The organism is Mucilaginibacter sp. (genome assembly GCF_965200995.1).
Classification (GTDB): Bacteria; Bacteroidota; Bacteroidia; order Sphingobacteriales; family Sphingobacteriaceae; genus Mucilaginibacter.
The window spans coordinates 2102480-2116606 of sequence record NZ_OZ241743.1; the positions used below are offsets into that span (position 1 = coordinate 2102480).

Annotated in this window: 12 protein-coding genes; 6 read left to right on the plus strand and 6 right to left on the minus strand. The window is 47.0% G+C overall.

Annotated features, from left to right (window positions below):
* Positions 1 to 10: 10 nt before the first annotated feature.
* Both ACY652_RS09925 and ACY652_RS09930 read left to right on the plus strand, forming a co-directional pair.
* Positions 11 to 1654, plus strand: a complete 1644-nt coding sequence (locus ACY652_RS09925; RefSeq protein ID WP_462264215.1) for a sensor histidine kinase — start codon at positions 11 to 13, stop codon at positions 1652 to 1654.
* Between the two features lie 3 nt (positions 1655 to 1657).
* On the plus strand, positions 1658 to 2353 hold the full coding sequence (locus ACY652_RS09930) for a response regulator transcription factor (protein ID WP_462264216.1): 696 nt from the start codon (positions 1658 to 1660) through the stop codon (positions 2351 to 2353).
* 223 nt (positions 2354 to 2576) lie between these two features.
* Here ACY652_RS09930 and ACY652_RS09935 read toward each other — a convergent pair whose 3' ends face one another.
* From ACY652_RS09935 to ACY652_RS09955, 5 genes are all read right to left on the minus strand, one after another.
* Positions 2577 to 3197, minus strand: coding sequence for a class I SAM-dependent methyltransferase (locus ACY652_RS09935; protein WP_462264217.1), 621 nt, complete (start codon positions 3195 to 3197; stop codon positions 2577 to 2579).
* 2 nt (positions 3198 to 3199) lie between these two features.
* Complete coding sequence (locus tag ACY652_RS09940) at positions 3200 to 4081, minus strand: UbiA prenyltransferase family protein (protein WP_462264218.1); 882 nt, start codon at positions 4079 to 4081, stop codon at positions 3200 to 3202.
* Positions 4082 to 4141: 60 nt separating this feature from the next.
* Positions 4142 to 5419, minus strand: a complete 1278-nt coding sequence (locus tag ACY652_RS09945; protein ID WP_462264219.1) for a metallophosphoesterase — start codon at positions 5417 to 5419, stop codon at positions 4142 to 4144.
* Between the two features lie 16 nt (positions 5420 to 5435).
* Positions 5436 to 6953, minus strand: a complete 1518-nt coding sequence (locus ACY652_RS09950) for a sigma 54-interacting transcriptional regulator (protein WP_462264220.1) — start codon at positions 6951 to 6953, stop codon at positions 5436 to 5438.
* 117 nt (positions 6954 to 7070) lie between these two features.
* Complete coding sequence (locus ACY652_RS09955) at positions 7071 to 8168, minus strand: vWA domain-containing protein (RefSeq protein ID WP_462264221.1); 1098 nt, start codon at positions 8166 to 8168, stop codon at positions 7071 to 7073.
* A gap of 279 nt (positions 8169 to 8447) precedes the next feature.
* Between ACY652_RS09955 and hemH the strand changes: the two genes are divergently transcribed.
* Positions 8448 to 9464, plus strand: coding sequence for a ferrochelatase (gene hemH / locus ACY652_RS09960; RefSeq protein ID WP_462264222.1), 1017 nt, complete (start codon positions 8448 to 8450; stop codon positions 9462 to 9464).
* Positions 9465 to 9514: 50 nt separating this feature from the next.
* Here the strand turns inward: hemH and ACY652_RS09965 are convergent, their stop codons facing one another.
* On the minus strand, positions 9515 to 10732 hold the full coding sequence (locus ACY652_RS09965) for a 3-deoxy-D-manno-octulosonic acid transferase (RefSeq protein ID WP_462264223.1): 1218 nt from the start codon (positions 10730 to 10732) through the stop codon (positions 9515 to 9517).
* 67 nt (positions 10733 to 10799) lie between these two features.
* Here ACY652_RS09965 and ACY652_RS09970 point away from each other — a divergent pair, with 67 nt between their 5' ends.
* Genes ACY652_RS09970 through galE form a run of 3 tightly spaced genes read left to right on the plus strand, consistent with a single transcriptional unit; the run spans position 10800 to position 14121 of the window.
* Positions 10800 to 12110 (plus strand): UDP-glucose dehydrogenase family protein, encoded by a 1311-nt coding sequence (locus ACY652_RS09970; RefSeq protein WP_462264224.1) that lies wholly within the window; start codon positions 10800 to 10802, stop codon positions 12108 to 12110.
* 2 nt (positions 12111 to 12112) lie between these two features.
* Positions 12113 to 13096, plus strand: coding sequence for a UDP-glucuronic acid decarboxylase family protein (locus ACY652_RS09975; RefSeq protein ID WP_462264225.1), 984 nt, complete (start codon positions 12113 to 12115; stop codon positions 13094 to 13096).
* Positions 13096 to 14121, plus strand: coding sequence for a UDP-glucose 4-epimerase GalE (galE, locus tag ACY652_RS09980; protein WP_462264226.1), 1026 nt, complete (start codon positions 13096 to 13098; stop codon positions 14119 to 14121). Before ACY652_RS09975 ends, galE begins: the two co-directional genes overlap by 1 nt.
* Positions 14122 to 14127: the final 6 nt, after the last annotated feature.

Sequence of the window (14127 nt, forward strand, 5' to 3'; positions counted from 1 at the left end):
TGCACAGATTATGCAGCCGCAAAATCACCTGTTCCGCAAAAATATCTCGCTCATCATCATCTTTATGGTGCTGATTACCGTTGCGCTGGTGGCAGCCTTGATTGTAGCTTATAACCTGAACAAAAAATATGTAGAAAACGAGTTTGCCACCAGGCGTATTGATGTACTGGAGCAAACGCTGAAGCCCTATAACGATTTTTTTCAGAATAAAATACCCGAGGTTACTTCTTACCAGGGGTTTCTGGATTCAGCCTCTGCAGGTAATTACGCAATCTCCGTTTTCAGGGATTATTCTTTCGTGAAGCGTATTCGCTTTTATGATATCAATATTAGCGGAGGGAAGGATGCAGAGAAAAAAAACAATCTGCAAATTAAGGTGAACGCCCTGTACCAGTATTTGCCCGTACGAGGCATTGTTAGTTCTTCGCACATCAGCTATAAGCGCGCCGACCCGGATTTTGAGCTTATGGCAGACAAGTTCAGTAACTTTATAGAAACTGCCGACACTTCGCGCATACCCGACCAGGATGAGCAGTATACGATATTTTATGATGTTAAGCCGTCAAAAATCAGTTACCTTAATATTCCAAGGCGTCAGGATATTAAAATTTACAAGCAGCTACAGCAAAACGCAGGGCCGGGCGCCTTTTACAAGCAAAACATGATCGCATTTTTGCTGGATGCAAAAGCGCTGCAGGTTAAAAATAACCACCCGGAGCTTTACCGCGAAATATCAATACAGCCGGTGGTTTATGACCCGCTGAATGATGATGATGACGACGTGATACGCAGTGAAATAGCTTTCCCCGGTGCGTTTTCTGATTATAAGCTGTATTTCCGGTCGCCTAAATCTTACCTCAATAGTGAAACCAACCGCAGGTTTACACCTGCCGGTTCTGTTATTATACTGATATACACATTTTTAGTGCTTATAGGCTGGCTGATTAACCGCAACCTGAATGTAAACCTCAAGCTGTTTAAACTACAGTATGATTTTATCAACAATTTCACTCATGAATTTAAAACCCCGGTAAGTGTGATTAAAATTGCCGGCTCCAACCTGAAAGGGGAGGGGGAGCTTACCGAGCGGCAGCGCAAGCATTATGGCCGTATTCTGGATGAAGAAGCGGACAAGCTGAACGAACTGATGAACAAGCTGCTCTCGTTTACGCAGATTGAAAATAAATCCATTACACTGAAGAGGGAACGGGTACAAGCTGAAGTATTTGTAAAAAATTACATTGAAACCTTTAGGATAAAGTATCCAAACTTTAAGCTCAACTATAATGTGGACCCTGCGCTGAATTTTGATACTGACCCGGTGCTGCTGGGTAGCTTGTTTCAGAACCTGATTGAAAATGCTTATAAATATTCACCTTTGGAACGCCAGGAATTAACCATTGAGGCGGTGCATGAGCGTAAACATATTGTGTTTACTTTTACCGATAAAGGTATTGGTATTCCTAAAGATGAACTGGATAATGTGTTTAAGAAATTTTACCGCATTCAGAATAAATATAACCAGAATGGCAGTGTGGGTTTAGGTTTGGCATTTTGTAAAGAACTGGTTAACTTTATGAACGGGGACATTACCGTAAAAAGTAAAGTGAACGAAGGCTCTGAATTTATAGTAACCCTGCCCTACGAAAACTAAATTATGAATAAGGAAATAAAGATTGCTTTAGTTGAAGATGATGAGAACCTGCGTTTTCTGGTAGCAGAGCGCCTGGAAAGCGAAGGTTACAAAGTATTGGAAGCGGCTGATGGGGAAGCCGCCGAAAAGATGATACTGTCGAGCGACCCGGATATTGTGTTGCTGGACTGGATGCTGCCCGGCAAACAGGGCTCGGAGGTATGTACCGCCATCCGTAATAAAGGCTTTGATAAGCTGGTGATTATGATGACGGCTAAAGCGCAGGATGTAGATAAAATAGAGGCTTACAACTTTGGCGTGTCTGATTACATTACCAAACCCTTTAATATGGATGTGCTGGTGGCGATGATTGATAATAAGATCAAGTTCTCGCTGAGCACGGATAACAAATCGGAAGTGTACCGTTTCCATGGCATGGAGCACCATCCCAATACGCACGTACTGATTAAGAACGACCGTAAGATTGAGCTTACCATACTGGAGAACCGCATTTTATTGTACTTTCTGAAAAACCGTAACCAGGTAATTAACCGCGAGGAGCTGATGATGGAAGTATGGGGCTACAATGCCGATGTAAACACCCGTACCCTGGACATGCACATTGTGCGCCTGCGTAAAAAAATTGAGCACAACCCCGATTCACCGCAGTACCTGCAAACCGTTAGGGGCGTGGGGTATAAGTTTGTTTACGAAGGGTAAGGTATGCGTTGTCAATAAAAGTTAATGTGCATTGCTGCTTGCCGTCAGCGTTTCAGGCAGCGCCACAATCATAGCCTCAGCGTTCAGGTGTTCACGTTCACGGTGGTGTGAACACCTGTGAACACCCGTGAACGCTAACAGGTTTTTGTCAGTAGCTTTTAATTTAAACCAAACCTACCACCCCCGGCATCATTAGCCCCGGACAGGGATACAAGTTAAAGCTTTACGTTTTTTTGTAAACAGCAGCATGTATAAAATTACCGTAAAAGTTTTTTTGAGCAATACAAGTATGTTGCGCCCCTTGAAATGCACCGGCTATATCAGGCAATTTTGTTACGCCCACGCAGCCTAAAAGCTTAAAGAATAAATACATGGTTTTTAATAATACTGGTTGCCACCATTTGCCATTAAGCTGAAAATCGGCACATAGCCACAGGCCGCCGGGTTTAAGGTGAACATTCGCCTGTTGCAAAAACGTTTGCAGGTCATTATCACTAAAATTATCAAGCAAAAAAGGGGCAAGGATAACATCAAACGGAAAACCGGGCTGCACTTCTTCGGCTGCCCCGGTAACAAAGGTAATGTGATGGCCCCCGGTATGCCTTTTTTCAGACAGGGCAATCATCTTCTCAGAAACTTCGGCATATATAATGGTAAGGCCGGCCGGGTGCCGGTGCGTCAGCAGCTCCAATATTTTGCCGGTACCGCCGCCTGCAATCAGTACATGGCTGTTTGCAGGAATGTAGTCCAGTAAAAATTCCTGCGCCTGCAGCAGCCGGTTGCCAAATACCAACCGGGAAAGCCGGTCATAAAACCAGGCCGCGTTATTATAATTAGCCGCCATACTTACCGGAATATCTGATGAAATACAAACAAGGTTACATACTGTAAGAGCAATACACTATCCAGCCAAAAAAAGTAATAATATTCGTGCTTGCGCCACCGGGCATTAAAAATAAGCAACCCGGTAATAAATACCGTTATGGTAAGCGCCCAGAAATCAACATTAAAACCATTATGCTTGAAGGTGAACAGCAAGAACAGGTAGCCCGCCAGTAACAACTGGCAAAACAAATAGGCCCGCTTTTCGCCCCAGGCTACCGGAATGGTTTTGAGTCCGGCTTGCCGGTCCTGGAAAAGATCACGTACATCGAAAGGAATGGTAAGGGCACCGATGAAGAGGAAACGTTTGGCAATAAGCGTAGTGGTATCTTCAAGGCTGAGTGGCGTATTATGTGTGTACCGGGCTTCCAGCACCGGTAGTAATACACTGCTTAGCGTCCATACCAAAGTAATCAGAAAGGGTTTAAGCCCCGGTATATTGCGCAGGCCAAATTTCTGGTTACCCGCCCTGAACAGCGGGTAACCATAACCAAAGGACAATATCCCTAAAAAGATGAGCAGCAATCGCGACGGGGCAGAAAGAAAGAAGAACAGCGGGATAAGCGCTGCAATGGCGGCAACTGTAATGCCCTGCATCAGTTTCTCGTAACTAAAAAACCAGCGTACCCGCCTGAAAGGCGAAGTTTCCGGCTGGTGGGGCTTTGATACCAGAATGCAAAAATTATACAACCCTAAGGTAGAGAAGAACAGCAGTAATATCACAACGGCCGAAGGCCGCGCACCTATCAATATGAAGGTAACCATACCTTGCGCCGCAGCACAAAGCGCCATGAAAATATTGCTGAACAGCAGGAAATCAAAAGCGGGCTGTAGAAGTTTCTTCATGCAGGTATCACATACAGAAAGTGCAACCTGCAGATTTTGTTTTTTGCCTGCCTGAAATTGCTATGCCGGGGCCAGGCCTGATTTTAAAGTAAAAACGGTAATTTCAGGCAGTATGCCCACGCGGCCAGGCAAGCCCAGAAAGCCGTAGCCAACGTTTACATACAATTGCTGCTGCGCCTGATGATACAGGCCGGCCCATTCCTTATATACAAACTCAATGGGGCTCCATTGAAAATGCTCGGTACGTACGCCAAACTGCATACCGTGTGTATGGCCCGAAAACATCACATCTATCTGCGAATAATGCGGTACCACCTGCGCCTTCCAGTGGGAGGGATCATGCGATAGCAGTAGCTTTACCGGCAGGTCATCGGTGTTTTGAGTAGCCAGATCCATACGGCCGTATTTTGGGAAACGGCTCATCTCCCCCCAGTTTTCCACACCTAAAATGCCGATTTCCTCGTTGCCTACTTTTAGGCGGCGGTTTTCATTGCGCAATAAGTCCCAACCCAGTTGCTGGTGAACAGTGATTAAGTCGGCAAAGTTTTTACGCTTGGCGGTAAGGCTGGGCCACTCGGTATAATCGCCATAATCATGATTGCCTAAAGAAGAATAAACGCCTAAAGGCGCCTTTATCCGGCTGAAAATATCCTTATAATCGCGTACTTCGCTGGTGCGTACGTTAACCAGATCGCCGGTGAAAAATATAAAATCCGTTTTTTCTTTCAATAGCAAATCAATGCCACCGGCAACTGCGGTCTTATTATAAAAGCTCCCGGAGTGAATATCAGATATCTGCCCCAAACGTATACCGTCAAAAGCTTTGGGCAGGTGGGGCAGGTACAGGGTTTGGCGGCGTACACGGTAATCATAAGCGCCTGACAGGATGCCCACGCCAATGCCGGCCAGGGGCAGAGCGCCTGCCATCAATCCGGCCTTTAACAAAAATTCTGAACGGGGAATTGCACCGGCTTTAGATGGGCTTGCTGTTGCGGCAGGAACATCAACCGGTACCTGTTGCTTTTTTTTGGAGGATAAGCCAGCTATTAATCGCCTGATGTCATCAATTAAAATAAAAGGCAGAAAAGTGAGCTTAATGATGATTTGCAAAAAGAACAGCAGCAAAATAGCTGCCCTGATGCCTGTACCCAGTTTTACATAAACGGCCAGTAGCATGCCCGTAACCATTGCTACCGAAAATATCCAGTAAGCTATAGTAAAGCGCCGCCCGAAAGGCCATTGGCGTTTTTGAAAAGCGCCGCGTATCCCGCTTAACAGGTAAGCATCGGCCAGTAAAAGGCCGACGCCAACCAATAAGATCACAAAAAATCCCTGCATGGGGTATAGTTAAATGCTAATAACGGTCGTCGTTAAGGTCGAGGTCATCATCGTCCGGCTGCAGGTTAAACAAGCTGTCGAACATGTCGCCGAAGGCGAAACCGTTATCTAAATAGCCTTTGCTGAGTTGCGAAAATTCTGCCAGGCCATGCAGTACAAATTCCATCAACAGTAACTGCTGGTTTTCGCCCAGGCGCGGGTGAAATTGTTTAACGGTTTCTTTTAATCCCGTTACGCCGTTTAAAATCTTTTTATATTCTGCCAAAGGCAAATCATCTACCAGCGATAGCGTATTGCCGCTGGCAAACCAGCTTACAATATCATTGTAAGGATTGGTAGTGTTGCTGGCCTTTTTACCTTTCTTGATTTTTTCGGGATCAGGAAAGAATTTGGAGAACAGCGTTTTAACGGCCTTGCCCAACAATATGGTAGCCACTTTAGCAGAGCCTTCTAATTCGCCTTCATATACCAGCTCAATTTTACCCGTAATGGCCGGTATTACGCCTAAAAAGTCGGCAATGCGCACAAAAGTGCTTTTTTCGTTATTGATGATCATGCGGCGTTCGGCATTACTGATCAGGTTTTCGTAAGCCGAAATGGTTAACCGGGCAGATACGCCGGACTTTTTATCCACATACTCAGAGTTGCGGGCTTCAAAAGCAATCTGCTCTACCAGATCCTTCACCAGGCCATCAGCTTCTATAGCTACCCTTTGTTCAGGTGTAAGCTGCGCTTCCTGCTGGGTAATTCTGCGCGAAATTTCTACTGAGCGTGGGTAGTGGGTTAAAATCTGGCTCTCAATACGGTCCTTCAGCGGCGTTACAATTGAACCGCGGTTGGTGTAATCCTCCGGGTTAGCCGTAAACATAAATTGAATATCCAACGGTAAGCGCAGCTTAAACCCGCGTATCTGAATATCCCGCTCCTGCAGAATGTTAAACAAGGCTACCTGTATACGGGCCTGTAAATCAGGCAACTCATTGATAACGAATATGCCCCGGTGCGCACGCGGTATTAAACCAAAGTGAATTACGCGTTCATCCGAATAGGTTAATTTAAGGGTAGCTGCTTTAATCGGGTCAACGTCGCCAATCAGGTCGGCTACGGTAACATCCGGCGTAGCCAGCTTTTCGGTATAGCGCTCCGAGCGGTGCACCCAGGCAACAGGTGTATTGTCGCCAAGCTCTTCCACCGTTTTGTGCCCGTACCAGGAGATAGGCGCCAGCGGATCATCAAACAGTTCGGAGCCTTCAATGTAAGGCATATACTCATCCAGCAGGTTTACCAGCAGGCGGGCAATACGCGTTTTGGCCTGCCCGCGCAAGCCTAACAGCAGGATATTATGGCGCGATAAAATAGCGGTTTGCAGATCAGGTATTACCGTATCCTCAAACCCAATGATGCCTTCAAAGCCGCCTTCTTTCTTTTGAAGTTGTAAAATCAGGTTTTCCCTTAACTCCTCTTTTACCGAGCGGCTGCGGTAATCGGTTTGCTTTAGCTCACCAAGTGTTTTTATATTTAATTTCTCGTTCATTGCTTGTTTACCCCTCCCAACCCTCCCCGAGGGGGAGGACTTTAGAAGGTTATTCTGTTTTATTTTTCTGTAAATTAAATTCTAAAACCTTCCCCTCGGGGAGGGTTGGGAGGGGTGCTACCTCACCGTCTTTCTTCTATTCCGGATATAATCCTCAAATATATACTCACCCAAACCATTCAGTGAGCTGTAAAACGCCTTACCACCGTTGGTTTCGGTAAACTTGCGCACAAACTGTTGCAGGTAGGGGTCTTTGGCAATCATAAAGGTGGTAATGGGTATCTTCAGGCGCTTGCACTGTGCTGCCATGTTCAGCGTTTTATTTACCACCTTACGGTCGAGCCCGATGCTGTTCTTATAATACTTGGCGCCCTCCTTTAAACAGGTGGGCTTACCATCGGTAATCATAAAGATCTGCTTGTTGCTGGTCTTGCGGCGGCGCAGTAAATCGGTAGCCAGTTCCAGGCCGGCATAAGTATTGGTGTGGTAAGGGCCTACCTGCAGGTAGGGCAAATCCTTTAAGCTGATGGGCCATGCATCGTTACCGAATACCACAATGTCCAGCGTGTCTTTCGGGTATTTGGTCTTAATCAGTTCGGCCAGTGCCATCGCTACCTTTTTGGCGGGTGTAATCCGGTCTTCGCCATACAAAATCATGGAGTGCGAAATGTCGATCATCAGCACCGTAGAGGTAAGGGTTTTATAATCCATTTCCTCTACTTCCAGGTCGCGCTCGGTGAGCCTGAAATCGCCAATGCCATGATTTACCTGTGCGTTGTGGATAGATTGCGTCATGTCAATCTGATCCAGGCTGTCGCCAAACTCAAACTCGCGGCGCTCGGCATTGCGCTCATCGCCCTGGCCCGACTGCGGCGAACGGTGATTGCCCTTGCCCGATTTTTTTAGCTTTCCAAAGATCTCCTCTAATGCCGACTGCCGGATGCCTTGCTCCGTTTTGGCGGTAATCTTAAACTCGCCTTTCTCATTGTCATCAGTTAAATAGCCCTTTTGCTTCAGGTCATCAATAAAATTACCCATGCCGTAATCGTCATTGGTAATATTGTATTGCTTGTCCAGCTCAGTTAGCCAGGCCAGAGCCTCTCCGGCATCGCCTGAGGTGTAGTTCAGTAATTCTAAAAATAATTTAAGTAACTCATCAAACCCGCCTTTCGGCAATTCATTCGGTATATGTTTTGAAAATCCAAAACCGCGCATATTTCTCCCTTTCTTAATTAAAGTAACGAATAATAAATCTTAAAAGTTTAGCATCGGGCAGGCAGATGTGCATTGTTGTTGAAATATGACAAATGCAGGGCGTTGATTACCGTATTAAATACTGGTTTCCTTTTTTATAAGCGGAGAGATTGTATGAACGCTGTACATGGCATCAACCTACTGCCCTATACTTTTTTAAACTTGTAAAATAACATTGTGCTGATACTCCTTACCCTGTACCATTAGCCCAAATCCATTAACTTTGCCTGCTGATAAATTATGGCAAAAAAAGGAGTTTTACTGGTTAATCTGGGTACACCGGACAGTCCGCAAACCAGCGATGTACGCAAGTACCTGAATGAGTTTTTGATGGACGGCCGGGTGATTGATATTAACCCGGTAAGCAGGACCTTATTGGTACGAGGCGTTATCAGCCCGTTCCGGGCGCCAAAATCGGCAAAACTTTATAAAGAAATATGGGATAAGCAAACCGGCTCTCCTTTACTGTATTATAGTTTAAAGCAGCGGGAATTACTACAGCAGCGCCTGGGCGACGAATATATGGTAGAGCTGGCCATGCGCTACCAGTCGCCATCTATTGAGGATGCCTTGCAGCGGTTAAAGGATGAGCTGGTGGATAATATCAGGGTAATTGCACTGTTTCCGCAGTATGCCTCGGCCAGTACCGGTTCGGTGTATGAAAAGGTAATGCAGCTGGTGGCTAAATGGCCTACCATTCCCAGTATTTCTTTTGTCAACTCGTTTCATGATAATGAGCTGATGATTGAAAACTTTGCGCAAAATGGTGCAAAGTATCAGCCGGAAACGTATGATCATGTGCTGTTCAGCTTTCACGGGTTACCACAACGCCAGCTCATCAAATCAGACCATACCCATAGTTATTGCCTGAAAAAAGACGGCTGCTGCGATACCCTGAATGATACCAACAAGTATTGCTATTCGGCCCAATCGCACCACACGGCCCGCCTGATTGCGGAAAAGCTGAATATCCCTAAAGAAAAATATACTATCTGCTTTCAATCCCGCCTGGGCAGCGATCCCTGGGTGCAGCCTTACACCAGCGAAGTTGTGGCCAAACTGGCAGCCGAAGGTAAAAAACGCCTGCTGGTATTTTGCCCCGCCTTTGTAGCCGATTGCCTGGAAACCGTATACGAAGTAACCCGCGAATACGGCGACGAGTTTAAGGAACTGGGCGGCGAGCATGTGCAGCTGGTAGAAAGCCTCAACGATTCTCCGCTGTTCATTGAGGCATTGGAAGGTATGGTGAAGGGCTGAATAAGAAAAGCAATGTCATTCTTCGCTATCGCTCAGAATGAAAGTAAAAATTAAACAACATAATTTACAATCATATCCGTGGCGCCGGTATGCGCTAATACATATTGCCGGGCCTGTGCGCCGGCTTGCAGCCGCAAACTTTCATCCGCCATGAGCGGGCCGGCGGTGCGGCGCAGCTCTTCCGCATTGTTGATGCTGAAGCCGGCCTGGGTTTTAATCAGTTCGCGGGCTTCTCTGAACCGCTGATAGTTGGGCCCAAAAATAACTGGCAGCCCAAAAGCCGCACCTTCCAGCGTGTTATGTATGCCTGCGCCAAAGCCCCCGCCTATATAAGCTACATCTGCATACTGGTACAAAGCCGAGAGCATCCCAATGTTATCAATAATCAATACCTGGTAAGCTGCTGCTTTCTGCGGCTCATGGTTTACTGCAGAGAACCGTATGCTCTTGCCTTCGGGCAGCAGGTTGCATAAATGCGAAATTTTTTTCCCCTCAATTTCATGTGGTGCAAAAATAAATTTCCAGTTGGGGTAGCGGCTCACCAGGCCGGCAATCAGTTCTTCATCGGCAGGCCAGGTGCTGCCGCCTATAAACAGGGGGCAACCATTTTTAAACAGCTCAATAAGCGGCAATGCTTTAGGGTGCAGTGCGTTGGCCCACACCCTATCGAACCGGGTATCGCCGCTTACCTGCACATGGGTGATGCCTATGCTTTGCAACAGCTGCTTTGAATCTTCATCCTGTACAAACAGCTGGCTGATGAAGCCCAGCATCCGGCGGTGCAGGCCGCCGTACCATTTAAAGAACACCTGTTTCGGCCGGAAGATGCCCGAAATTAAGTATAAGGGTATGCGTTGCCGGTGTAACTCACTAAAAAAGTGATACCAGTACTCATACTTGGTAAATACCGCCAGCCGGGGTTTAATGGTGCTGATAAAGTGGCGGGCATTGGCAGCCGTATCCAGCGGCAGGTAATAGACGGCATCGGCCAGGGGCGTATTTTTCCTGATCTCATATCCCGATGGGGAAAAAAAGGTAACAATGAATTTTTCGTGGGGGTAGGTATGGCGCAACCGCTCCAGCACCGGCCGCCCCTGTTCAAACTCGCCTAACGAGGCAAAATGAAACCAAATGCAGCCTTCGGGCGCTGGCGTAACTTTCTGCTGCCTGCGTCCGTTTACCCAGCGTTTGGCTTTGGCATTAAATATGGACAGCAGCGCTGCCAGCAGTGCATAAAATCGGACACCAATATTGTATAAAAAAAGCATTTAAAGCGGAAATGATTATCTTCGTCGGGTGCAAAATTAGCAACAATAATAAACAACTTATTTACATATGAAAATCGCCGTAGTTGGAACGGGCTATGTGGGCCTGGTAACCGGAACTTGTTTGGCCGAAACCGGTAATGAGGTTACCTGTGTTGATATTAATGAAGAAAAGGTAAAAATGATGCAGCAGGGCCAGCTCCCTATCTATGAGCCGGGCCTTGATTTGCTGTTTCACCGCAACATTAAGCAAAGCCGTTTAACCTTTACCACCAATTTGGCAGAGGCTATCGGCGATGCCAAAATTATATTCCTGGCGCTGCCTACGCCTCCGGGCGGAGATGGCGCCGCCGACCTGAGCTATGTACTGGGTGCGGCGCGCGATATAGGTAAAATTATTACCGAATATAAGGTGATCGTTACCAAATCTACCGTGCCGGTGGGTACGGCCGATAAGGTAACCGCTGCTTTAAAGGAGCATACCACGCAGGAATTTGCTGTGGTATCAAACCCCGAGTTTTTGCGGGAAGGCGTGGCTGTGGAAGATTTTATGAAGCCCGACCGTGTGGTGGTAGGTACCACCGACGAGCGTGCCCGCAAACTGATGGGCGAACTTTACGGCCCTTATGTACGCCAGGGCAACCCGGTAGTTTTTATGGACGAGCGTTCATCCGAGTTAACCAAGTATGCGGCCAACTCTTTCCTGGCTACCAAAATTTCATTTATGAACGAGATTGCCAATATGTGCGAGCTGGTAGGCGCCGATGTGGACATGGTGCGCCGAGGTATTGGCGCTGATGAGCGTATCGGTCGCCGCTTTTTGTTTGCCGGTATCGGCTATGGCGGCAGCTGCTTCCCTAAGGATGTGCAGGCGCTGGCCAAATCGGCAGAAGAAAATAAATATGATTTCAAGATTCTCAACTCGGTAATGGAAGTTAACGAGTTGCAGAAAACCGTACTGGTGGAGAAAATAAAAGCTTACTACGGCGGCGACCTGAAAGGCAAGCACTTTGCCATGTGGGGCCTGGCCTTTAAGCCGGAAACCGATGACATCCGCGAAGCGCCGGCATTATACATTATTGATGATCTGGTGGAGGCCGGCGCTACCATTACTGCGTATGACCCGGAAGGTATGCCTAACGTGAAAAAGCTGGTAGGCGATAAAATCGGGTACTCAGAGAACCGGTATGATGCCCTGAAAGATGCAGACGCCTTATTGATTGTTACCGAATGGTCGGTATTCCGCACGCCCGATTTTGACTTTGTGAAAGAAAAGTTAAAAGCTCCGGTAATTTTTGATGGTCGTAACCTGTATGATTTAGACCGGATGCAGGAGTGTGGATTTTATTATAACAGCATCGGCAGAAAAACAATAGGATAACTATGGCACGTAAACGTATATTGATTACCGGTGCAGCCGGCTTTTTAGGTTCGCATTTGTGCGACCGCTTTATTAAGGAAGATTACCATGTAATCGCCATGGATAATCTCATTACCGGCGATATGCGCAATATTGAGCATCTGTTCAAGCTCGAAAACTTTGAGTTTCATAACCATGATGTTTCTAAATATGTGCATGTATCGGGCGATATTGATTATATCCTGCATTTTGCCTCACCGGCCAGCCCGATTGATTACCTGAAAATCCCTATCCAGACTTTAAAGGTAGGTTCATTAGGTACGCACAACCTGCTGGGTTTGGCTAAAGCCAAAAAAGCGCGAATGCTGATTGCTTCTACCTCAGAAGTATACGGCGACCCGAATGTAAACCCGCAGCCCGAAGAATACTGGGGCAATGTGAACCCCGTAGGCCCGCGCGGCGTATATGACGAGGCCAAGCGTTTCCAGGAAGCTATTACTATGGCTTACCATACCTTTCACGGTTTGGAAACCCGCATTGTACGCATCTTTAACACCTACGGTCCGCGTATGCGCCTGAATGATGGCCGTGTGCTGCCGGCCTTTATTGGCCAGGCCCTGCGCGGTGAGCCGTTAACCATGTTTGGCGATGGCTCGCAAACCCGTGCCTTTTGCTATGTGGACGACTTAATTGAAGGCATTTACCGCCTGCTGCATAGCGATTATGTACAGCCGATGAACATTGGCAACCCCGACGAAATTACCATTAAGGAATTTGGTGAGGAGATCATCAAGCTTACCGGCACCAATCAGGAACTGATCAGCTTGCCATTGCCAACCGATGATCCGAAGCAGCGCAGGCCGGATATTACCAAGGCCAAAGCTATTTTAGGCTGGGAGCCAAAGGTTTCAAGAAGCGAAGGTTTAAAAATTACCTACGAATACTTTAAATCATTGCCTGAGCACGAGATCAACCATAAAGACTTTACTTATTACAACAAGCAATAATGGCGAAGATATTAGTAACCGGCGGCCTGGGCTTCATCGGCTCGCATACCGTAGTAGAACTGATCAATGCCGGGTATGAACCCGTAATCGTGGATGACCTTTCTAACTCCAACGTTAAAATATTAGATCAGCTTACCAAAATATTGGGCCGCAAGCCGATATTTCACCAGCTGGATTTATGTGATGAAGCCGGGGTGAAGCAATTGCTGAGCGCTGAGCCGGATATTGACGGTATCATTCACTTTGCGGCGTTTAAAGCCGTGGGTGAATCAGTAGAGTTTCCGCTGAAATATTACCGCAACAACTTTTATTCGCTGATCAACCTGCTGAATACCTATTACAGCAAGCCGGTTAACTTTGTATTCTCCTCCAGCTGCACCGTTTACGGCCAGCCCGACCAGTTGCCGGTAACCGAGAATGCGAGTGTGAAGCCGGCAGAATCGCCCTATGGTAATACCAAGCAGATTGCCGAGGAGATACTGAAAGATATGATTGCTTCGGGTGGATCCCGATATAAAGTGATCGCTTTAAGATATTTCAACCCGGTTGGCGCGCACGAGTCTGCCCTGATAGGGGAGCTGCCGGTAGGTGTACCGCAAAACCTGGTACCCTTTGTTACCCAAACCGCTATCGGCAAGCGCGAGAAGATAACGGTGTTTGGTAATGATTATCATACGCCCGATGGCAGTTGCATTCGCGATTACATTCACGTAGTGGATTTAGCCAAAGCGCACGTAGCAGCCTTAAAGCTGATGGAGCAGGAAAGCTTTACCGGCTATGATGTATTTAATATCGGTACCGGCAAGGGCACTTCGGTGCTGGAAATTATTGATGCCTTTGAACGCTCCACCGGCGAAAAGCTGAACTTTGTGATTGGCCCGCGCCGTCCGGGTGATGTGGAGCAGGTTTGGGGCGATGTCACTAAATCTACCAACGTATTGGGCTGGAAAACAGAACTGGATATTGATACCATGATGGCCTCGGCCTGGGCATGGGAAAAGTATATAGCCAATAACCCTTTATAAGCGCGG